Annotated in this window: 14 protein-coding genes; 6 read left to right on the top strand and 8 right to left on the bottom strand. The window is 52.1% G+C overall.

What is annotated here, in order from left to right:
• Nucleotides 1-6: 6 nt before the first annotated feature.
• Nucleotides 7-702, top strand: coding sequence for an L-ribulose-5-phosphate 4-epimerase (gene araD, locus AC3ISQ_RS03905; protein ID WP_489353116.1), 696 nt, complete (start codon nt 7-9; stop codon nt 700-702).
• Nucleotides 703-769: 67 nt separating this feature from the next.
• Here araD and acnB read toward each other — a convergent pair whose 3' ends face one another.
• From acnB to pdhR, 5 genes are all read right to left on the bottom strand, one after another.
• Nucleotides 770-3,367, bottom strand: a complete 2,598-nt coding sequence (gene acnB, locus AC3ISQ_RS03900; RefSeq protein WP_489350713.1) for a bifunctional aconitate hydratase 2/2-methylisocitrate dehydratase — start codon at nt 3,365-3,367, stop codon at nt 770-772.
• Between the two features lie 1,425 nt (nt 3,368-4,792).
• Nucleotides 4,793-6,217, bottom strand: coding sequence for a dihydrolipoyl dehydrogenase (gene lpdA / locus AC3ISQ_RS03895; protein WP_489353115.1), 1,425 nt, complete (start codon nt 6,215-6,217; stop codon nt 4,793-4,795).
• A 222-nt stretch (nt 6,218-6,439) separates the two neighbouring features.
• Nucleotides 6,440-8,314 carry a pyruvate dehydrogenase complex dihydrolipoyllysine-residue acetyltransferase gene (gene aceF, locus AC3ISQ_RS03890; RefSeq protein ID WP_489350711.1) on the bottom strand — a complete coding sequence of 625 codons (1,875 nt, stop codon included), beginning with the start codon at nt 8,312-8,314 and terminating at the stop codon, nt 6,440-6,442.
• A gap of 13 nt (nt 8,315-8,327) precedes the next feature.
• Nucleotides 8,328-10,991 (bottom strand): pyruvate dehydrogenase (acetyl-transferring), homodimeric type, encoded by a 2,664-nt coding sequence (gene aceE / locus AC3ISQ_RS03885; protein ID WP_489350709.1) that lies wholly within the window; start codon nt 10,989-10,991, stop codon nt 8,328-8,330.
• Between the two features lie 166 nt (nt 10,992-11,157).
• Nucleotides 11,158-11,922 carry a pyruvate dehydrogenase complex transcriptional repressor PdhR gene (gene pdhR, locus AC3ISQ_RS03880; protein WP_489350707.1) on the bottom strand — a complete coding sequence of 255 codons (765 nt, stop codon included), beginning with the start codon at nt 11,920-11,922 and terminating at the stop codon, nt 11,158-11,160.
• Nucleotides 11,923-12,558: 636 nt separating this feature from the next.
• Between pdhR and AC3ISQ_RS03875 the strand changes: the two genes are divergently transcribed.
• The 3 genes from AC3ISQ_RS03875 to AC3ISQ_RS03865 all read left to right on the top strand — a co-directional run bounded on the left by AC3ISQ_RS03875 (nt 12,559) and on the right by AC3ISQ_RS03865 (nt 16,488).
• Entirely contained in the window at nt 12,559-13,935 is a 1,377-nt protein-coding gene (locus AC3ISQ_RS03875) for an amino acid permease (protein ID WP_489350705.1), read from the top strand.
• Between the two features lie 192 nt (nt 13,936-14,127).
• Entirely contained in the window at nt 14,128-15,528 is a 1,401-nt protein-coding gene (locus AC3ISQ_RS03870) for a glycoside-pentoside-hexuronide (GPH):cation symporter (RefSeq protein WP_489350703.1), read from the top strand.
• A gap of 9 nt (nt 15,529-15,537) precedes the next feature.
• The gene (locus tag AC3ISQ_RS03865; RefSeq protein WP_489350701.1) at nt 15,538-16,488 is read left to right on the top strand and encodes a glycoside hydrolase family 43 protein; all 951 of its coding nucleotides are present in this window, start codon (nt 15,538-15,540) and stop codon (nt 16,486-16,488) included.
• A gap of 49 nt (nt 16,489-16,537) precedes the next feature.
• Here the strand turns inward: AC3ISQ_RS03865 and AC3ISQ_RS03860 are convergent, their stop codons facing one another.
• From AC3ISQ_RS03860 to AC3ISQ_RS03850, 3 genes are read right to left on the bottom strand one after another with little or no spacing between them, the layout of a single operon-like run.
• Nucleotides 16,538-17,779 carry a c-type cytochrome gene (locus tag AC3ISQ_RS03860; RefSeq protein WP_489350699.1) on the bottom strand — a complete coding sequence of 414 codons (1,242 nt, stop codon included), beginning with the start codon at nt 17,777-17,779 and terminating at the stop codon, nt 16,538-16,540.
• On the bottom strand, nt 17,776-18,330 hold the full coding sequence (locus AC3ISQ_RS03855) for a (2Fe-2S)-binding protein (RefSeq protein ID WP_489350697.1): 555 nt from the start codon (nt 18,328-18,330) through the stop codon (nt 17,776-17,778). The genes AC3ISQ_RS03860 and AC3ISQ_RS03855 overlap by 4 nt, the downstream gene beginning before the upstream one ends.
• Complete coding sequence (locus AC3ISQ_RS03850) at nt 18,327-21,116, bottom strand: xanthine dehydrogenase family protein molybdopterin-binding subunit (protein WP_489350695.1); 2,790 nt, start codon at nt 21,114-21,116, stop codon at nt 18,327-18,329. The genes AC3ISQ_RS03855 and AC3ISQ_RS03850 overlap by 4 nt, the downstream gene beginning before the upstream one ends.
• A gap of 202 nt (nt 21,117-21,318) precedes the next feature.
• On the opposite strand from AC3ISQ_RS03850, the gene AC3ISQ_RS03845 reads away from it, so the two are divergent.
• Nucleotides 21,319-21,888, top strand: coding sequence for a nucleotidyltransferase family protein (locus AC3ISQ_RS03845; RefSeq protein ID WP_489350693.1), 570 nt, complete (start codon nt 21,319-21,321; stop codon nt 21,886-21,888).
• Between the two features lie 5 nt (nt 21,889-21,893).
• Nucleotides 21,894-22,859 (top strand): XdhC family protein, encoded by a 966-nt coding sequence (locus AC3ISQ_RS03840; protein ID WP_489350691.1) that lies wholly within the window; start codon nt 21,894-21,896, stop codon nt 22,857-22,859.
• The last annotated feature ends 235 nt before the right edge of the window (nt 22,860-23,094 follow it).

Genomic DNA, 23,094 nt, shown 5'->3' with positions numbered 1-23,094 from the left:
GTGATGATGTTAGAACAACTGAAACAGCAGGTGTTGGAGGCCAATCTAGCATTACCCGCCCATCAGCTAGTCACTCTTACTTGGGGCAATGTCAGCGCAGTCGATCGTGAACGTAACGTGCTGGTGATCAAACCTTCGGGTGTCGATTATCAGCAAATGACCGCCAACGATATGGTGGTGGTTAATTTGGCGGATGGCGCCATTGTGGAAGGCAATAAAAAACCTTCCTCCGATACCGCGACCCATCGTCTACTGTATCAACGTTTTCCGACGTTGGGCGGCATCGTGCATACCCACTCGCGTCATGCCACCATCTGGGCACAGGCCGGTTTGGCCATCCCGGCGATTGGCACCACTCATGCGGATTATTTCTACGGTGCAGTGCCTTGCACGCGCAAAATGACCGATGCGGAGATCAATGGCGATTACGAATGGCAAACGGGTGAAGTGATCGCCGAACTGTTCCATGAACAACGGATCGATCCGCAGCAAATGCCCGGTGTGTTGGTGCATTCCCACGGCCCCTTCGCTTGGGGGAAAGATGCGTTAGACGCGGTACATAATGCTATCGTGTTGGAAGAGATTGCCTATATGGGGATTTTCAGCAGTCAGCTAGCGCCGCACTTGCCACCGATGCAGCAAACACTGTTAGATAAACACTACTTGCGTAAACACGGGGCGAAAGCCTATTACGGACAGTAATGGCAAGAAAGAGTCGAAATGAAAAAGGCTCCGGCGATTAGCTGGAGCCTTTTATTTTAACTTAGCGTTATACCGCGGTCTGGAAGATCACCGCGTCGGCTTTTTCCGTATACTGACTCAATTGATCAAAGTTCAGATAACGGTAAGTATCCGCAGCCGTCTTATCCACTTGCGCCATAAACTCTTGGTATTCCGCCGGAGTCGGCAACTTACCTAACAGCGAAGCCACCGCCGCCAGTTCCGCCGAGGCCAGATAGACGTTGGCACCGGTACCCAAACGGTTCGGGAAGTTACGGGTTGAAGTAGACACCACCGTCGCCCCATCGGCTACCCGCGCTTGGTTACCCATGCACAGTGAACAACCTGGGATCTCGATGCGCGCACCGCTCTTACCAAATACGCTGTAATAGCCTTCTTCAGTCAATTGAGCCGCATCCATCTTGGTCGGTGGCGCCACCCACAGACGGGTTGGCAATTGACCTTTGTGTTGATCTAGCAGCTTACCAGCAGCACGGAAGTGACCGATGTTAGTCATGCAAGAACCGATGAAGACTTCATCGATCTTCTCGCCGGTCACGTCAGACAGCAGACGAGCGTCATCAGGATCATTCGGTGCACACAGGATTGGCTCTTTGATCTCGGCCAGATCGATGTCGATCACTGCCGCGTATTCTGCATCCGCATCGCCTTCCAGCAGTTGTGGATCAGCCAGCCATTTTTCCATGCCTTGGATACGACGTTCCAAAGTACGACGGTCGCCGTAACCTTCGGAAATCATCCACTTCAGCAACACGATGTTAGAGTTCAAATACTCTTCGATCGGCGCTTTATCCAGTTTGATGGTACAACCGGCAGCAGAACGCTCAGCGGAAGCATCGGTCAGTTCAAAGGCTTGTTCTACCTTCAGTTCCGGCAGACCTTCAATTTCCAGAATGCGGCCAGAGAAGATATTTTTCTTACCTTTCTTCTCAACGGTCAACAGACCTTGCTTAATCGCGTAGTAAGGAATGGCATGTACCAAGTCACGCAAGGTGATACCCGGCTGCATTTTCCCTTTAAAGCGCACCAACACCGACTCAGGCATGTCCAGCGGCATTACGCCGGTCGCAGCAGCGAATGCCACTAAACCAGAACCCGCCGGGAAGGAAATACCAATCGGGAAACGAGTGTGTGAATCACCACCGGTACCCACGGTATCAGGCAGCAGCATGCGGTTCAGCCAGGAGTGGATAACACCATCGCCCGGACGCAGCGAAACACCGCCACGGTTCATAATGAAGTCTGGCAGCGTGTGGTGAGTGGTGACGTCAACCGGCTTCGGATAAGCGGCGGTATGACAGAATGACTGCATCACCAAATCGGAAGAGAAGCCCAGACAGGCCAGATCTTTCAGTTCGTCACGCGTCATTGGGCCAGTGGTATCTTGCGAGCCCACTGAAGTCATCTTAGGTTCGCAGTATTCCCCCGGACGCACGCCAGCAACGCCACAAGCGCGGCCAACCATTTTCTGCGCCAATGAGAAACCTTTGTTGCTAGCAGCAACCGGTTTAGCAATACGGAAGACTTCGCTGTGCGGCAGACCCAGAGCTTCACGTGCTTTGGTAGTCAAACCACGACCGACGATCAACGGGATACGACCACCCGCACGCACTTCATCCAACAGCACGTCGGTTTTCAATTCGAAATTAGCTAGCAGTTCGCCCGTTTCGTGGTTACGCACTTCACCTTGGTACGGGAAGATGTCGATAACATCACCCATATTCATGGCAGAAACGTCAACTTCGATTGGCAATGCACCGGCATCTTCCATGGTGTTGAAGAAGATGGGTGCAATTTTTCCGCCCAGCACCACACCGCCTGCACGCTTGTTCGGCACATGTGGGATGTCGTCGCCCATAAACCACAACACCGAGTTGGTGGCAGATTTACGCGAAGAACCGGTACCGACCACGTCACCGACGTAAGCCAGCGGGAAACCTTTTTTGTTTAGCAGCTCGATCTGTTTGATCGGCCCGACGCTGCCCGGTTGATCCGGCACAATGCCTTCACGTTCGTTTTTCAACATCGCCAAGGCGTGCAATGGAATATCTGGACGTGACCACGCATCTGGTGCCGGAGACAGATCATCGGTGTTAGTTTCACCCGTCACTTTGAAGACGGTTACGGTGATCTTTTCTGCCAGTTCTGGACGAGACAGATACCACTCAGCATCGGCCCAAGATTGCATGATCTGCTTGGCGTGTGGATTACCCGCCTTGGCTTTCTCTTCGACATCGTAGAAGTTATCGAACATAAGCAGCGTGTGAGACAACGCTTTAGCAGCAATCGGTGCCAGTTTTTGGTTATCTAATGCTTCGATCAGCGGATGAATGTTATAGCCACCTTGCATGGTGCCCAGCAGTTCAATCGCTTTTTCAGGGGTTATTAAGGGAGATGCCGCTTCACCTTTGGCGATGGCAGCCAGGAAACCTGCTTTAACATAGGCGGCTTCATCGACGCCCGGTGGTACACGGTTAATCAGCAGGTCTAATAGGAATTCTTCTTCGCCTTTTGGCGGATTTTTTAATGATTCAACCAGCGCTGCCATTTGTGAAGCGTCTAATGGCTTAGGGACGATGCCCTCTGCAGCACGCTCGGCCACGTGCTTACGGTATTCTTCTAGCACGACTTTCTCCTCGCTCTCATTGTCATTTATTGTGCCTGGCGTTTGATATACAAACCGGGTTTAGCGCACGGTGTATTGATGCCATTGATCCTGACGGGGCACTGCTGTCGATATCCTGGACTGTAAGGTACGGTTTGTAAGGTACAATTTGTAAAGTACAGTGCCCGGTTCCGCTCAGCCAGCATATCAGGATTTGAATCGGTTGTTAATTCGTTCACATAAAAGCAACATTAAATCTTTGCTGAATCGTTGAGTACAGTGTAATCGGCTGCGGGCTAGGCAAACCGGGGTATTGAGCACACCACATTGACCATGTAATTACAATGGGTATTAGTTTCTTATGAGGAAGGAGATCACAGAAAACAGACACAAAAAAACCGCAGTTAAGCGGTTGATTTGTCCCGTTCAGTGTTAGCAGACACCTACCGGGTTTCTTACATCGTTGAGGTACGATACAAGCGTCTACCAGACAAATGCATTGTGCGTAAATTTGATTAAAAAATCAACCGACACGGATGTAAAAACCCTCCTTTTTATGTACCATTAGCGCGGGTCTGTTCTGCCGGTTTAGCAGCCGGTCATCGGGCTAGGGAACAGTTCTACAACTACTGCGATATAGGCGTCTACCAGACGCTTGTTCCACCGTGGGTTTTCCGGTGAAGTCGCGGGGGTCGTGGTACCTATAATAAGGACCGCGCAATGAAAAGGAGTTCATTCTTTATCCTGATCATTGTACTAGGGTCGACGCTGGGAGTTGAACGAGGGGGTTGGAGTATTTCCGACAACAGCGTCATCTTTCAGATAACACTCTAGGACAGGTAAAGCTACTGGTCGCTCTTCGGGGCGACCTTTTACTTTCCATCCTATTTCAGACACAAAAAAACCGCAGTTAAGCGGTTGATTTGTCCCGTTCAGTGATAGCAGGCACCTACCGGGTTTCTTACATCGTTAAGGACGATACAAGCGCCACAAAGCAAAGCTATTGTGCGTAATACTGGTTAAAAAATCAACCTTAAGTGCTGTAAAAACCCTCTTATTTATGTACCATTAGTGTGGGTCTGTTCCGCCGGTATAGCAGCCGGTCATCGGGCTTGGGAACAGTTCTGTAACTGCTGCGATGCAAGCGTCCACAAAGCGCTTGTTCCACCGTGGGTTTTCCGGTGAAGTCGCGGGGGTCGTGGTACCTATAATAAGGACCGCGCAATGAAAAGGAGTTCATTCTTTATCCTGATCATTGTACTAGGGTCGACGCTGGGAGTTGAACGAGGGGGTTGGAGTATTTCCGACAACAGCGTCATCTTTCAGATAACACTCTAGGACAGGTAAAGCTACTGGTCGCTCTTCGGGGCGACCTTTTACTTTAATCTAACCATAAAAAACGGCTCCTTTGCAGGAGCCGCTGATCAACCATTCAAAGCAGAAGAATTACTTCTTCTTGGCTTTCGGGTTAGGCAGGTCAGTGATGCTACCTTCGTAGATCTCGGCAGCCAGACCAACAGATTCATGCAGTGTTGGGTGAGCATGGATAGTCAACGCGATATCTTCTGCATCACAACCCATCTCGATAGCCAGACCGATTTCACCCAGCAGTTCACCGCCGTTAGTGCCGACAATCGCGCCACCGATAATACGGTGAGTTTCTTTGTCGAAGATCAGTTTGGTCATACCGTCTGCACAATCAGAAGCGATCGCACGGCCAGAAGCAGCCCACGGGAAGGTCGAAGTTTCGTAGCTGATGCCTTTCTCTTTCGCTTCTTTCTCGGTCAGACCCACCCATGCCACTTCTGGTTCGGTGTAGGCGATCGATGGGATCACTTTCGGATCGAAGTAGTGCTTCATGCCAGCGATAACTTCCGCTGCCACGTGCCCTTCGTGAACACCTTTGTGCGCCAGCATCGGTTGACCGACGATATCGCCGATCGCAAAGATGTGTGGCACGTTGGTGCGCAGTTGTTTGTCGACGTGGATAAAGCCACGGTCGTCAACTTCCACACCCGCTTTACCCGCTTCCAGCAGTTTGCCGTTTGGCACACGACCGATCGCCACCAGCACGGCGTCGTAACGCTGTGGTTCAGCCGGTGCTTTTTTACCTTCCATCGTGACGTAGATACCATCTTTTTTGGCTTCTACTGCGGTCACTTTGGTTTCCAGCATCAGGTTGAACTGCTTGCTGATACGCTTGGTGAAGACTTTCACCACGTCTTTATCGGCAGCCGGGATCACTTGGTCAAACATTTCGACAACGTCAATCTGTGAACCCAGCGCATGATATACGGTACCCATTTCCAGACCGATGATACCGCCGCCCATGACCAGCAGACGCTCTGGAACGGTTTTCAGCGCCAACGCATCGGTAGAATCCCACACGCGTGGATCTTCATGAGGAATAAATGGCAGTTGGATCGGACGGGAACCCGCCGCAATGATGGCATTGTCGAAGTTGATGGTGGTTGCACCATTTTCGCCTTCAACAACCAGAGTGTTAGCGCCAGTAAATTTGCCGAGGCCATTGACCACTTTAACTTTACGGCCTTTTGCCATCCCAGCCAGACCGCCAGTCAGCTGATTGATGACCTTTTCTTTCCACACGCGCACTTTGTCGATGTCGGTTTTTGGTTCGCCGAAAACGATGCCGTGTTCAGCCAAGGCTTTGGCTTCTTCGATCACTTTAGCAACGTGCAACAGTGCTTTGGAAGGGATACATCCCACGTTCAGGCAAACTCCGCCCAGAGTGGAATAACGTTCAACCAGAATGGTTTCAAGACCTAAGTCAGCGCAACGGAAAGCAGCAGAGTAACCTGCAGGGCCCGCCCCAAGTACCACGACCTGAGTTTTAATTTCAGTACTCATCATGACCTCTTAATTTATTGTCCGGCGGGTCAGACTATTAATCAATCTTTATGACGCCCTTCATCCACCGGGACGCTTACACCGCGAGCAGTTTACAGAATTGTTAATAATCTGCAAAGCTGGTTCGAGTGACCCGTGTCTCAACAATTTTGTCGAGTTATGCAAACGCCGACAAAACTGCGACTGAATTGGTAAGGGCGCAGCACGCTGCGCCCTTTTTCATTACATCACCAGGCGACGAATGTCTGCCAATGTGTTGTTGATGATAGTGATAAAGCGCGCACCATCAGCACCGTCGATGACACGGTGGTCGAAGGAGAGCGACATTGGCATCATCAGACGCGGAGCGAACTCTTTACCGTTCCAAACTGGCTCGATAGCTGACTTGGAAACACCCAAGATAGCCACTTCCGGCGCGTTAACGATCGGCGCGAAATGAGTCGTTCCGATACCACCCAAGCTAGAGATGGTGAAGCAACCGCCCTGCATTTCGCCAGCGGTCAGTTTACCGTCACGGGCTTTCTTAGAAATAGCCATCAGTTCGCGAGACAGTTCAGTGATGCTCTTCTTGTTCACATCTTTGAACACCGGAACCACTAAACCGTTCGGAGTATCAACCGCAACACCGACGTTGATGTATTTCTTCAGCGTCAGTTTCTGACCATCTTCGGACAGCGAGCTGTTGAAGCGTGGCATTTGCTCAAGCGCAGTCGCTACGGCTTTCATGATGAAGACTACTGGGGTGAATTTCACGTCCAGTTTACGCTTCTCAGCTTCGGCGTTCTGTTGTTTACGGAACGCTTCCAGATCGGTGATATCTGTTTTGTCGAAGTGTGTAACGTGCGGGATCATCACCCAGTTACGGCTCAGGTTAGCACCAGAGATCTTCTGGATACGGCCCATTTCCACTTCTTCGATTTCACCAAACTTGCTGAAATCAACTTTCGGCCAAGGCAACATGCCCGGCAGACCGCCACCGGTGGCAGTAGGAGCTGCTTCGGCACGTTTCACTGCGTCTTTCACGTACGCCTGAACGTCTTCGCGCAGGATACGGCCTTTACGACCCGTACCCTTCACTTTCGCCAGATTCACACCGAATTCACGCGCCAGACGACGAATGACTGGAGTGGCATGAACGTAAGCATCGTTCTCGGTGAACTCGCCTTTCGCCGCTGGTGCCGCTGCCTGTGGTGTAGGTGAAGATGCAGGAGTTGCTGGAGCAGGAGTCGCCGCTTGTGGAGCTGGAGCGGCTGCCGCTGGTGCTGCACCTTCCACTTCAAAGACCATGATTAACGAACCAGTTTTCACTTTATCGCCAGCGTTGATCTTGATTTCTTTCACGGTGCCCGCGAACGGAGCCGGAACTTCCATTGAAGCTTTGTCGCCTTCAACAGTGATCAGTGATTGTTCAGCAGCCACTTTGTCGCCGACTTTCACCATCACTTCGGTCACTTCAACTTCGTCACCGCCGATGTCTGGTACTTCAACGTTTTTCGCAGCAGAAGCCGCTGGAGTTGAAGGAGCAGAGGCTGCTGCCGGAGCCGCAGAGGCTGCTGGTGCAGCGCCTGCAACTTCAAACACCATGATCAATGAACCAGTGGTCACTTTAGCGCCGGTAGCGATTTTGATTTCTTTCACCACGCCCGCGAACGGAGCTGGGACTTCCATCGACGCTTTGTCGCCTTCCACAGTGATCAGTGATTGCTCAGCAGTTACGCTATCGCCCACTTTCACCAGGATCTCGGTCACTTCAACTTCGTCAGCACCGATGTCTGGAACCGCTACGTCTTTGCTGGCGCTAGCTACCGCAGGGGCCGCAGCAGGAGCGGCTTCTACTTTAGCCGCTGGTGCAGCTTGCGCTGCGCCCTCTGCTTCGAAGATCATCAACAGTTTGCCAGTTTCGGTTTTATCGCCCACCGCAACTTTGATCTCTTTCACCACACCCGCTTGTGGGGATGGGACTTCCATAGAAGCTTTATCGCCTTCTACGGTGATCAGCGATTGCTCAACTTCAACTTTATCGCCAACTTTCACCATGATCTCGGTGATTTCAACTTCATCTGCACCGATGTCCGGCACTTTGATTTCGATAGACATTGTTCTTTACCTCTTATGCCAGACGCGGGTTGACTTTATCGGCATCGATATTGAATTTGGTGATGGCTTCCGCGACCACTTTCTTATCGATTTCACCGCGCTTAGCCAACTCACCCAGAGCAGCAACCACCACGTAAGATGCATCCACTTCGAAGTGGTGACGCAGGTTCTCACGGCTGTCAGAACGACCGAAACCATCAGTACCCAGAACACGATAATCGCTCGCTGGGATGAAGTTACGGATCTGCTCAGCGAACAGCTTCATGTAGTCGGTAGAGGCTACCGCTGGTGCATCGCTCAATACCTGAGCAACATAAGGCACACGTGGAGTTTCAGTTGGGTGCAACATGTTCCAACGCTCACAATCCTGACCATCACGCGCCAGTTCAGTGAACGAGGTCACGCTGAACACGTCAGAGCCCACGCCGTAGTCTTTCGCCAGGATCTGCGCAGCTTCACGCACATGACGCAAGATAGAGCCAGAACCCATCAACTGCACTTTACCTTTGCTACCTGCAACAGTTTCCAGTTTGTAGATACCTTTACGGATACCTTCTTCTGCGCCCTGTGGCATCGCTGGCATGTGGTAGTTTTCGTTCAGCGTAGTCAGGTAGTAATAAACGTTTTCCTGCGCATCGCCGTACATACGCACCAGACCGTCATGCATGATGACTGCGACTTCATAAGCGTAAGCGGGATCGTAAGAAATACAGTTAGGAATGGTCAGCGACTGAATGTGGCTGTGGCCATCTTCGTGCTGCAAGCCTTCGCCGTTCAGGGTGGTACGACCGGAAGTTCCGCCGATCAAGAAGCCACGTGCCTGTTGATCGCCTGCTGCCCAGCACAGGTCGCCGATACGTTGGAAACCAAACATGGAGTAGTAGATGTAGAACGGGATCATTGGCAGATTGTTGGTGCTGTAAGACGTTGCCGCCGCCAGCCAAGAAGATGCCGCGCCCAGTTCGTTGATCCCTTCTTGCAGGATCTGGCCTTTCTCGTCTTCTTTGTAGTAAGCAACCTGCTCACGGTCCTGCGGGGTGTACTGCTGGCCGTTCGGGCTGTAAATACCAATCTGACGGAACAGACCTTCCATACCGAAGGTACGCGCTTCATCGGCGATGATAGGAACCAAACGATCTTTGATCGACGGGTTCTTCAGCATCACGTTCAGAGCACGCACGAAAGCGATAGTGGTAGAAATTTCTTTATTCTGCTCTTCCAGCAACGAGCTGAAATCTTCCAGAGCTGGCATTTCCAGCTTCTCAGTGAACTTCGGCATACGAGTTGGCACATAGCCATTCAGCGCCTGACGACGTTCGTGCAGATATTTGTACTCTTCGGAATCTTTCTCGAAGGTGATGTATGGCAGTTTTTCGATGTCTGCATCAGCAACTGGCACATTGAAACGATCGCGGAAGTGGTGGACCCCTTCCATGTTCATTTTCTTCACCTGGTGAGCGATATTTTTACCTTCCGCAGTTTCACCCATGCCGTAACCTTTGATGGTATGAGCCAGGATGACGGTTGGTTTACCTTGGGTGTCTTGTGCTTTTTTCAGTGCCGCGAAGACTTTCTTCGGATCGTGACCACCACGGTTCAGCGCCCAGATTTCGTCGTCGGTCATGTCTTTCACCAACGCAGCGGTTTCTGGGAAACGACCGAAGAAGTGCTCACGCACGTAAGCGCCATCTTTAGACTTGAAGGTCTGGTAGTCGCCGTCCAGCGTTTCGTTCATCAGTTGGATCAATTTACCGCTGGTATCTTTACGCAGCAGTTCATCCCAACGACCACCCCAGATCACTTTCAGCACTTGCCAGCCAGCGCCTGCGAAGATGCCTTCCAGTTCGTTGATGATCTTACCGTTACCCGTAACCGGACCATCCAAACGTTGCAGGTTACAGTTGATGACGAACACCAGGTTGTCCAGCTTCTCACGGGTCGCGATAGTGATCGCACCTTTGGATTCTGGCTCGTCCATCTCGCCGTCGCCCAAGAAGGCATAAACGGTCTGAGCGGCGGTGTTTTTCAGGCCACGGTGTTGCAGATACTTCAGGAACTTAGCCTGGTAAATGGCGCTGATTGGGCCCAGACCCATAGAAACGGTCGGGAACTGCCAGAATTCCGGCATCAGTTTTGGATGCGGGTAAGAAGACAGGCCATTGCCGTGAACTTCCTGACGGAAGTTGTCCATTTGTTCTTGAGTCAGGCGGCCTTCAAGGAAGGCACGTGCATAAACGCCCGGAGAGATGTGGCCCTGGAAGTAAACCAGATCGCCGCCATCTTGTGCGGTACGAGCACGGAAGAAGTGGTTGAAGCAGACTTCATAGAAGGTCGCGGAAGATTGGAAGGAAGCCATGTGGCCGCCCAGATCCAGATCTTTCTTGGAAGCACGCAGAACGGTCATTACCGCGTTCCAGCGGATAGCGCTACGAATACGGCGCTCCAGATCCAGGTTACCCGGGTAAGCAGGTTCGTCTTCTACCGCGATGGTGTTGACGTAGTTGTGCGCGGCTGCACCGGCTGCCACACTCACACCGCCTTTACGCGCCTGACCCAGTACCTGATCAATCAGAAACTGAGCTCGTTCAACACCCTCTTCACGGATGACCGATTCGATCGCCTGCAGCCAGTCGCGGGTTTCGATCGGATCCACGTCATTGTTTAAACGTTCTGACATGGTGGTATTCCTTATCTGTCTAATGGTTTATTTGGAGCCTGTCTTCCTGTGCTCTGGAGCAGAACACACGAAGACAGGCTCATCAGTTTAGTTGCCGCTTAAGTACTCAATTAAGTACTGCGAACGTTATCCCAACAGGCTGGTGTTACCCCGTGGGAAGCAGTTCTTAATCCTTGCGTTGCTGGAGACGCCGCAGCGATCTATCGCGCCGGGTGTGTTCTCGACTGAGATCCAACAAAATTTCCTCGATAAACGCCAAGTGGCGGTGCGAGGCTTCGCGTGCCTTTTCTGGCTCGCGTGCCACTATCGCCGCAAAAATACCGGCGCGGTGGCTGCTTACCGTTGCCAACATCTCACGGCGCGAGTAGAGCAATTCAAAGTTCTGACGAACGTTCTGTTCCAGCATCGGCCCCATGCAGCGTAGCAGATGAAGTAACACCACGTTGTGGGCAGCCTCGGTCACGGCAACTTGATATTGCATGACCGCGTCGGCTTCAGCGTCGAGATCGCCGCTGTCCTGTGCCTGCTGAATCAACAAATGGCAATCGCGGATGCGTGCCAGATCTTCATCGGTACCGCGCAATGCCGCGTAATAGGCAGCAATACCTTCGAGGGCATGACGGGTTTCGAGCAGATCGAATTGGGATTCAGGATGGTCGGCCAGCAGTTCAGCTAACGGATCGCTGAAGCTCTGCCACAGATTAGTTTGTACAAAGGTGCCACCGCCCTGACGACGCAGGAGTAATCCCTTTGCCTCAAGACGTTGGATCGCCTCTCTTAGAGAAGGACGGGAAACATCAAATTGTTTCGCCAGCTCACGCTCCGGTGGCAGTTTTTCGCCTGGGCGTAGCGTACCTTCGAGGATCAGGTATTCGAGCTGCTGCTCGATAACGTCTGATAACTTAGGTTGGCGGATTTTGCTGTAGGCCATATAGGTGATTTCTTCTCTGCGAAATGGCGCGGAGTCAATTGGTAATACCAATTTCAAAAACGTGACGCTAAAGTAACAAAGTATTCACCTGCTGTCCATACAGGCCTTGATCGAAATCATGTCTACCCGCACATTTTAACACCCCCAATGACACCTAGTTGCAAACTGATAACGCTACGGTGGTAATACCATTTACGAGGTAGGTCGCTGATTTAACTTTTACGAAACCTTTGGTTAGCTAAATTGCCGTGTTATTGATGGTGTTTGATGGCCGATTTATTAAGCTTTAATGAATACTTATTTGTTCGACGATTTCGGAAAGGGATGACACAGCAGGAACTGATCTGACCTCATAATCTGTTGCGCGTTTTGTGATTTATTGCTCATTTCATGCACTAAATCTTCGTCGCCGTCACACTCCCCGCATTTAATTGCTTAAATTGTTTAAATCTTCATCACTCACCGAATAAAGCAGGTGCAAAGCCAGTCACCTACCATTATTCTTTGCTGAACGGTAGCAGTGCCGAGGAATTAACAAATCCATCACTGTAAATAAAAAAATACACAGCTCGTAGTTATTGATTTACGATCATGGTAATTCGCAACATTACATTCGCAACGACAGAGGGTTAATGGATGGATGGTCAACAACAAGGCGACCAACTGAAGCGCGGCCTTAAGAACCGCCATATTCAGCTCATCGCTTTAGGTGGCGCAATTGGTACCGGGTTGTTCCTCGGTATCGCACAAACAATAAAAATGGCCGGTCCGTCGGTTCTGCTTGGTTATGCCATCGGTGGTTTTATCGCCTTTCTGATCATGCGCCAACTGGGGGAAATGGTGGTCGAGGAGCCGGTAGCGGGTTCGTTTAGCCACTTCGCTTATAAATACTGGGGTAACTTTGCCGGTTTCGCTTCGGGTTGGAACTACTGGGTGTTGTATGTACTGGTGGCGATGGCAGAGCTGACCGCCGTAGGTATCTACGTTCAATACTGGTGGCCGGATATCCCAACTTGGGTGTCTGCCGCAGTCTTCTTCTTGGCGATCAACGCCATCAACCTCGCTAACGTAAAAGTGTACGGGGAGATGGAGTTCTGGTTCGCCATTATCAAAGTGGTGGCGATCATCGGTATGATCGTGTTCGGTGCTTACCTGCTATTCACCGGTTTAGGCGGCCCAGAAGCCACCGTAACCAACTTATGGGCTCAGGGCGGCTTCTTCCCGAACGGCACCATGGGGCTGGTGATGGCGATGGCGGTGATCATGTTCTCCTTCGGCGGTTTGGAGCTGGTCGGTATCACCGCAGCGGAAGCCGATAACCCAGAAAAAAGCATCCCGAAAGCCACTAATCAGGTTATCTACCGTATCTTGCTGTTCTATATCGGTTCACTGGCGATTTTGCTCTCTCTGTACCCGTGGGGCAAAGTGGTGGAGGGCGGCAGTCCGTTTGTGATGATCTTCCATGATTTGAACAGTAACTTGGTAGCAACGGTACTGAACGTGGTGGTTCTGACCGCCGCACTGTCGGTGTACAACAGCTGCGTTTACTGTAACAGCCGCATGCTGTACGGCTTGGCTAAACAGGGCAACGGTCCAAAAAGCCTGATGAAAGTCGATGGCCGTGGTGTTCCGGTTGTTGCCATCGGTGTTTCCGCATTGGCAACCGCCTTCTGCGTACTGATTAACTACCTGATCCCAGGCCGTGCTTTCGAACTGCTGATGGCCTTAGTGGTCTCTGCATTGGTGATTAACTGGGCGATGATTAGCTTCGCACACTTGAAGTTCCGCGCCGCCAAAAACCGCGCCGGAGAAACCACCAAGTTCCGCGCATTCTGGTATCCGTTCGGTAACTATCTGTGCTTGGCGTTTATGGCCGGGATTCTGGTGATCATGTACTTAACCCCAGGTATCCAGATCTCAGTACTGCTGATCCCAGTTTGGGTAGTGGTGCTGGCGGTGGGTTACGCCATCAAGCAACGTAGCCAAAAAGCGTTGGGCAGTACCAGCCATTAAGTTTCACAGGTCTTCTCAAAGCCCGCAGCCGCGGGCTTTTTTGTGGCCGCTGATTTTGCAAACTGGCTCACACATTTCCCGCCGTAACACTTTTGTCCATCTCTATGACCGAACGCTCCTGACTGATCCCTCCAACCTGAGGCAATAATCTTGGCTATTCAATCAGAACCTGCCAGCGCGGAGAAAATATCTATGAGCAATGCGCCCCTTTCAATAAAAGAAAAGATTGGCTATGGCATGGGAGATGCCGGTTGCAACATGATCGGCGGAGCCATCATGTTGTTCCTCAACTATTTTTATACCGATATTTTCGGTCTGACGCCGGCCTTGGTGGGTATCTTGTTACTCTCAGTGCGTGTGTTGGATGCGGTGACCGATCCGATTATGGGCGCGATAGCCGATCGCACTCAAAGCCGCTGGGGGCGTTTTCGTCCTTGGCTATTGTGGATTTCTCTGCCTTACGTCGTGTTCAGTGTTCTGATGTTTACCACTCCGGAATGGAGCTACAACAGCAAGGTGATCTATGCCTTCGTCACCTACTTCCTGATGTCGCTCACCTATACCGCGATCAACATTCCTTACTGTTCACTAGGTGGCGTTATCACAGCCGATCCGCATGAGCGCGTCTCTTGCCAGTCGTACCGTTTTATCATGGTCGGGATCGCCACGTTAGTCCTGTCACTCACGTTGTTACCGATGGCAGAGTGGTTTGGCGGTGCCGACAAAGCGCGTGGCTATCAAATGGCTATGGGCGTACTGGCGCTGATCGCGTTGTTTATGTTCTTATTCTGCTTTGCCACCGTCAAAGAACGCATCCGCCCGGCAGTTCCCACTAACGATGCTCTCAAGGCCGATCTGAAAGACGTTTGGAAAAACGATCAGTGGGTGCGCATTCTGCTGCTCACCTTCTGCAACGTCTGCCCCGGCTTTATCCGCATGGCTGCCACCATGTATTACGTGACCTATGTGATGCAGCAATCGACATCATTTGCCAGTTTATTCATCGCATTAGGTGTCGTCGGTATGATGATTGGCAGTGCGCTGGCTAAGCCACTGACCGATCGCTTCTGCAAGCTACAAGTCTTCTTCTGGACCAATATCGTGCTGGCGATTTTCTCCTGCGGTTTCTACTTCATCAATCCGCACCTGACCATCATCGTCATCGTGGCCTATTTCCTGCTGAACATCCTGCACCAGATCCCATCGCCGCTGCACTGGTCGTTGATGGCTGACGTCGATGATTATGGCGAGTGGAAAACCGGTAAACGTATTACCGGGATCAGCTTCTCCGGCAACCTGTTCTTCCTCAAAGTCGGCCTAGCGGTGGCTGGGGCAATGGTGGGCTTTGTCATGTCCTATTCAGGTTATCAGGCTGACGCTACCAGCCAAAGTACCGAAGCGCTCAATAGTATCGTGCTGCTGTTTACCGTTGTCCCAGGTGTCGGCTATCTGATTACCGCTGGCGTCGTGCGCCTGTTGAAAGTCGATCGTAACCTGATGAAACAAATCCAAATCGACCTGACCAAGCGCCGCAGCAATTACCAAGAACTGGTGGAATACCGTGAGCAGCAACTCGAAACCAAACATTCGTAAGGACAAGCGATGAAGCACTATCCAAATCCGTTGATAGCACAGCGTGCCGACCCCTTTATCTATCGCCACCACGACGGCTATTACTACTTCGTTGCTTCTGTACCTGAATATGATCGGTTGGAGTTACGTCGCGCGACCACGCTCAGCGGGTTGGCGCAGGCCGAAGTCCAGGTGGTCTGGCGCAAACCAGCAAGCGGCCCGATGAGCCATTTAATTTGGGCACCGGAATTACACTTTATCGATGGCAGTTGGTATCTCTACTTCGCGGCAGCACACAGCCCAGAGATTGTTGATGGTTTATTCCAGCACCGCATGTTTGCGCTGGAATGCAAAGCTGCCAACCCACTGGAGGGAGAATGGGAGGAAAAAGGTCGGGTTTACAGCCACATTGACAGTTTTTCCCTTGATGCCACCTATTTCTCGCACCGTGGTAAACACTACTATTTATGGGCACAGAGAGATCCGGCAATCCGGGGTAATTCAAACTTATATCTGGCGGAAATGGCAACCCCGTGGCAGCTAAAAGGCACTCCGGTGATACTCAGTAAACCCGAACTGGAGTGGGAAACCATTGGGTTCTGGGTCAATGAGGGCCCGGCAGTGATCACCCACGGTCGACGAATTTTCATCAGCTATTCCGCCAGCGCGACCGATGAAAACTACTGCATTGGCTTGCTGTGGGCAGACATAGAGAGTGACATCAGCGATCCGACACAATGGCATAAATCCCCTCAGCCGGTATTTCGCACCAGCTACGCCCATCAACAATACGGCCCCGGTCATAACAGTTTCACTAAAGACGAAGAAGGCAATGATGTGCTGGTCTACCACGCTCGTAGTTACCGGGAAATTGAGGGCGATCCACTGTACGACCCAAACCGTCATACGCGCATCAAATCATTAGAATGGGATCAACAGGGGATGCCGATCTTTGGCGAACCACCAGCGGATAGTGATTAAATCCATTGAATTGGGCGCAGCATGTTCAACCTTGCTGCGCCCGTTGTACTTATTTCTCTTTACGCAGCGCCTTCACTTTCTCTGCCGTCACATCCGCTGGCAATCCGCCCCAGGTCACGCGCAGGTAGTTCACCAGTTCAGCCACTTCGGCATCACTCAGACGATCGGCGAAGCCCGGCATACTTTGCATACTTTCCCCATTAGGGAATTGCTGTGCTGGCAGGCCGTCCAATACCGAAACGATCAGGTTTTTACCATCCGGCTGACGTAGTGTTGCGTTATCGCGCATCCCAACGGCGACGTGTGGTTTGCCTTCCCCGTCACGCGCATGACAGCCCGCACATTGGTCGAGATAAGTCATTCGCCCGGCATCACTACCCTGCCCCAATTTAGCCGGTATCGCCGCTGGCGGTTGCTCGCCCATCAGGTAAGTCGCCAACGCTTTATGGTCCTCCAGTGTCAAATGACCGGTGCTGAGATCCACCACCATGTGCATTTCACTAAAAGCCGAGCCTTGCGGCGCAAAACCGGTGCTGAGGAAACGCGTCACGTCAGTCGGCGTCCAACCACGCTGTGCTAAACCGTTTGGCGTGATGTCAGGTGCCATAAAGCGCCCTAAGTCCCCACCTTGCAGAGTCTTATCTAGCTCCATCTGCCCCAGCTTGCCGCGCGGAGTATGACACTCACCGCAGTGCCCCAGTACATCCGCCAGATAACGGCCGCGCTGCCAATCGGCAGAGTTGCCTTGTGAACTGGCAGGCAGCGGATCGCTATTGCGGAACAGCAGATTCCAACCAATCAGCGCCATCCGCTGGTTGAATGGGAACGGCATATCGTTTTCTGGGATCGCCACATCCACCGGCGTGCGCGTCATCAGATAAGCGTAGATATCATCGGAATCCTGACGGGTAATGCCTTTATACGAGGTGTACGGCATCGCCGGGTACAGATGACGACCGCCCGGAGCCACACCTTCGGTTAGCGCTAAGAAGAAGTCGTCTTTAGTCCAACGGCCAATACCCTGATCGACAGAAGGTGTCAGGTTACTGCCGTAGATCACACCAAACGGCGTTTCCAGCGGATAGCCCCCCGCCATTGGCGCACCGCCAGCGGCAGTATGGCAAGCCGCACAGTCAGCGGCCTGTGCCAGATAACGACCACGTTCGATTTGTTGTTGATCGGCAGTGACTTTTTGCACCGGATTGTCGTTGGTACGGTTCTCTCGCCACCACAACACGGCGATCACGATAATCGCGATCAGGACTACCCATAACGCGAGACGTTTTTTCATTTCACCGTCTCCTTCAATAATCCTGGCGTTTTCATCACCACGTCGCGCACCGCTTGGTAGTAGCGCACATAGCCCGTACAGCGGCAGATATGGTCTTCCAACGCTTTGCCGATCGCTTCTTCCAACTGCTCTTCAGCAATCGGTTCACGTTTCAGCTTCTCAATAAAAATGGTGGCGGCGTTAACGAAGCCCGGTGTGCAATAACCGCATTGGAAGCTGTAATGGTCGAGAAACGCCTGTTGGATCGGTGAAAGCTCAATCACCTCGCCTTTATCATCGACTTTGGCGTGCCCCTCCACCGTACGCACGGTTTTGCCATTGAAGAAATGAGCACCGGTAATGCAGGTGCGTACCTCTTCACTAGTGCCGTCGGGACTGTCGACAATCGCCACGCAGGCATGGCAAATACCTTGTCCACAGCCAAGGCGTGAACCGGTCAGATCGAGATATTCGTGCAGGAAGTCGATCATCATCAGGCCTTCCGGCACGTCAATAGGATCGGTTTTTTTGCCGTTGATGGTCAGGGAAAGCGGCTGGGTTTTAATGCTCATTGTAATACCTCACGAATATTTTCTGCACGGACAGGCAAATCACGGAAACGGTGGCCGGTAGCGTCGGCGATAGCGTTAACCAACGCGGCAACAATAGGGATCATCACCACTTCGGCCATGCCTTTCGGTGGATCGGTTTCCGACAATGCCGGCAAAATGTCGCCGGTCTGCTGCCAGACCGCCACATCACTGGCGCGCGGCAGGTGATAACGGTTGAAGTTCCAAGTCCCGTTACCCGGTCCGTCTTCGTACAGAGGTAAATATTCGTGCAGCGCATGGCCGATACCCATCGCCAAGCCGCCTTGCAACTGACCAGAAACCAACTCCGGTACGATCAAGTTACCGCACTCCATAATCGAATGGTGGTTCAGCAGTTCGACTTTACCGGTAGCAATTTCCACCGCCACTTCCGCCAAAGTGCCAACGGCGCTGTAGTAAGTGACTGCGGCGTTGTTACGCTGCGTTGGTGGGTAATAAACCTGCTCACGAGCCAGCACCTTGAACTCACCGCCCGCATTACGCAGCGCCAAACCATCGATAGGTAAGCGCTCACTTTGGTTATTGAGTTTGAAGTCCGATTCCGCCCACTGCCAGCGGTTAAACACGTGCACCACAGCACCGGTCACACCGCCCATCTGGTAGGCTTTTTTCGCTAGCATTTCCAGCGGTAGCACTTCCATTCCCGCTGCCGTCAGGCCACCTTCTACCCAACGTGCATCTTCTTTGCGCACCACTAAAGGCGCTGCTTGCCCACCACCGATACCGGTTTGCCAAATCGCCAACGCCGCTGGCCACAAGCCATGTTCGAACACCACACGAGCCGCTTCACGAGTACTGTGCGAGAAGTAATACGCCGAGTTACTGGCGCTGGACGGTGAACAATAGCTTGGCGTCCAATTTGGATTGGTTTGTGACTTATCTTGTTCCTCTTGTGACATCAGGTAGGGATCGCCCGTCGCCACCATCGGCAACAGCGACCAATCGGTCACCGAGAAATTCGCTTCGTCGGCAGGTTTACCGAGCCATTGCGCGCACAGCACCGATTGCGAGGTCGACATGCCGGTGCCCATTTCCGCCCCGCTGTGATGCAAGGAGATCTTGCCGTCTTCGCTCAGTTCAACGCGAGCGAATGAGGTTTCCGCACCGGTGCCGAAGTCTTTCTGCACGCAGCCAAAGCCCACACCAAAACGCTTGCCGGGATGTTTGCTTTCGAATTCGGCTTTGCGTTCCGCACGCTTTAACCACATCTCATGCTTGGCAGCTTTCTCTAACACTTCATCGGCGCGGATCGCCCCGGCAGGAATCGCCCCTTGGGTATTTTTCATGCCAGACTTCAACACGTTACGCAGACGGAATTCGATCGGGTCGATCTTCAGTTCCGCAGCAATTTCATCCACCATCATTTCGGTGGCGGCCATACTTTGCAGCGTACCGTAACCCCGCGCCGAACCGGCATCAATCGCTCGCGAGGCCAAGCCAACAGCAGACAAATCGCTTTTCGGGAAGTAATAGATTGATTGCGCCGCAGTTGCGCCAACCATCGCCACCGACGGTGTGAAGTTGCTGCGCCCACCACCGTCAGCGGTCATTTCGCCGAAGAAGGATTGCAGCACTCCGCTTTGCTTGTTCACCGCGATGGTGTAGTTCATGTCGAAAGCGTGGCGTTTCAACGAAGTTTGGAACTGTTCGAAGCGATCATTAGCCAGTCGAACCGGGTTACCGTCGCCATACATCGCCGCTACAGCACCGTAATATGGGAAGTTGTAGTGATCTTTCGAGCCGTAACCGACGGTGTAGCACGGGTGCAACACCAACTGCTTCACCGGCTGATGGCGTTTTGCCAACATGCGCGGCAGTTCGTCCGCGACTTCTTGTGGGGACTGGGTCGGCACCACTAAATGCAGCGTTTGCGTTGCTTCGTCGAACCAGCCGTTGGCATTATCGGGTTCCAGTGCTGCGGTATCGATTGATTGCGTGGTATAGCGACGCGACAGCACCAGCCAATCTTGCGGTGGGCTTTTCAACTCGTCGGCGATCATCCCAGCGTGGTACATGCCTTCTTGATCCAGCTTGCCGCCTTCGCGACCTTCCGGCCATACCGGTAGATGCCTTCTCATACCAATAGGGAAAATTGGCATATCTTTCAAGCTGGAGAAGCGATCGTCGTCGAACGGTTTGTCGCCGCCCACACGCACATAACGGAACGTGCCCCAAGGGTCGCGCTCCAATGGGCCAGTTTCCGCGCCGTATTTAATCACTTCATCATGGAATTTCAGTTTGTCTTTAGCAAAACGGAAACGAGCAAAGTCGTGATAGATCAGGATCGCCGTTGCCTGCCCCAAATACGCCGGGGTTTTACCGGTTGGCAGCAACATATCCTCACCGTAAAACGCCGGGAAGGCTAAACCGTCACGCGCCAGATCTTCCGCCGTCACTAAACGGTCCGGTTGCAGGTCGTCTCCTAGCAATGAAAGATCGAGGCCTTCAAACAAGCGATCGGCCTTGGTAACGCGCAGAATAAAGGCATGAGCCTGTTTCTGCGGCCAATGTGGCATATCTACGGCGCGAATATCGCGGGCAAATACTTTATGCCCCATGACTTTGGCGCGGCCATCGATACGGAAACGAATACGTTTGTTTTGCGCATCCCAGTTTGGTGATTGAAGAATTTTTTGTTCAAACAGCGCGGCATAGGCGCGGCTGTACAACGGTGCGAGGTAAACTGACACCCCGGCAATCACCGCGCCTTTAATAAAACGACGCCGTGACGAGTTGAAATTGCTCATAAATGATCCTTCAGATTTTTTTCTTTTATTTATCAGAGTAGTTGTTGCGCAAACACTAGCACTCTTGGCATAGATGCCATAAGTATATGCTTATATGTGAAATTATGGGATGATTAACAAATTATTTCCAACCAAGATACATCTGAAAAACACCTACCATTAGCATGGTTGATCGGTGATTGCGCAAACTCGAGATTCAAATATGACGATCGGCATTATCATCGCCGCCGCTGGACGCGGAGAGCGTTTTATACGAGCTGGTGGAAATGGCAATAAACTCAATGCACTATGGCAAGGTCGTAGCGTATTTGAACGCACATTGCATCAGGCCATAGCGAGTAAAATGCCAGTGATGGTGGTAACTCGCCCCGATTATCACTCGGTGCAACAGATTTGCCATATAAATCAAATCCCTGTCATTACGCTTACCAGTCCAGGATTAGGTGATTCCATTGCCGCTGCGGTCGCCGCGACACCCGATTGGCACGGTTGGCTGATTCATTTGGCGGACATGCCTTTCGTCACTCCAGACGTGTTCCTACAGGTTGCCACCGCCTTAGACGAGCACGATATTGTGCGCCCTTATTACCAGCAGCAACCGGGCCATCCCGTCGGTTTCGCTGCCCGTTTGCGCAACGATCTTTGCCAATTGAGTGGCGATCACGGTGCGCGCGAGTTGTTACGCAACCGCGAAGTCTATCCACTAGACTTTGAACAACCTGCGGTAGTGCAGGACATTGATTTACCTTCGCAATTGCCAGCCAACGAGTAAACACCATGCAACATCTTGATATCACCGTAATCAGCCAAGCCCTTACCTGGTTGCAACAACAGCCCGTCTGGTTGTGTACCGTGTTGAATACCTATGGTTCGTCGCCACGTTCCCCCGGAGCGCTCATGGCGGCAACCCAAGAGGGTCATTACAGCGGTTCGTTGTCTGGTGGTTGTGTGGAGGAAGATTTTTTGCGCCGCATCGCAGAAGGTGAGTATCAGGCCGCCAGTCAGGTGATTCGTTACGGTGAAGGCGGCATGGAACCCAATGTGGCTCTGCCCTGCGGGGGTGTACTCGACGTTCTGATCGAATATCTACCGGCAGGAGAAACCAGCATTCAATATTTGGTTAAAATTGCCGGGGCGCTGGATGGTCATCACGCGTTACGCAAACAAATAACCTTGCCCAACGCCTGTTGCAGTCTGGACGAAGTCAGCGATTTTGCCAGCCCGACCTTGGTAGAGCGCGATCAGCAGCGCATCACGTTGCATATCGCTGCCGCGCCACGTTTGCTGATCGCCGGGCTTTCCAGCGTGGCGTTGTACTGCGCCGATTTTGCTAGTGCGCTCGGGTTCGAAGTGCTGGTCTGCGAAAACCGCCCCGAAGCGCTGGATAACTTTGCCGCTCAGCTCAAACCCAACGTCACCCTATTGCGCCAATTCCCGGCCAAATTTATCGAAGACGGCGGTTGCCACGCCAACACCGCCGTCGTAGCACTCACCCACGATCCGCGTATGGACGATCTGACGCTGATGGAAGCGATCCACACTCCAGCGTTTTACATTGGCGCGATGGGATCGCATCACAACAGCACACGTCGTCGCCAACGTTTGCAGCAGATCGCCGAGTTCAGTCCACAAGATCTGGAACGCATCCACGCTCCGATCGGCCTGCCACTCGGCAGCAAAACACCGGCAGAAATTGCTTTGGCGGTGATGGCCGCGATCGTCCAACAAAAGAATCACGCCTAAAAACACTCATTCGCTCACTTTTCGGCATGATTATCTTCATGCCGAATTAATTGAAAGCGGTTACACAAAAACAAATAACCCCCTCAATTCTTTATATCAATCCACTAAAAAACCCGCACAATTATTCGATATTTCATCTGTAATAAAAAACATCATTAGTGTAAGCGATTACATTAATGTGATCTGGCGCACTTTCAATTATCAGTTCAATGAATAACATAAAACTACGCATTCT

The organism is Serratia sp. KH_031, from assembly GCF_057839655.1.
Note: the sequence above shows the minus strand (reverse complement) of the source record. Positions and strands in the feature narration are given on the sequence as shown.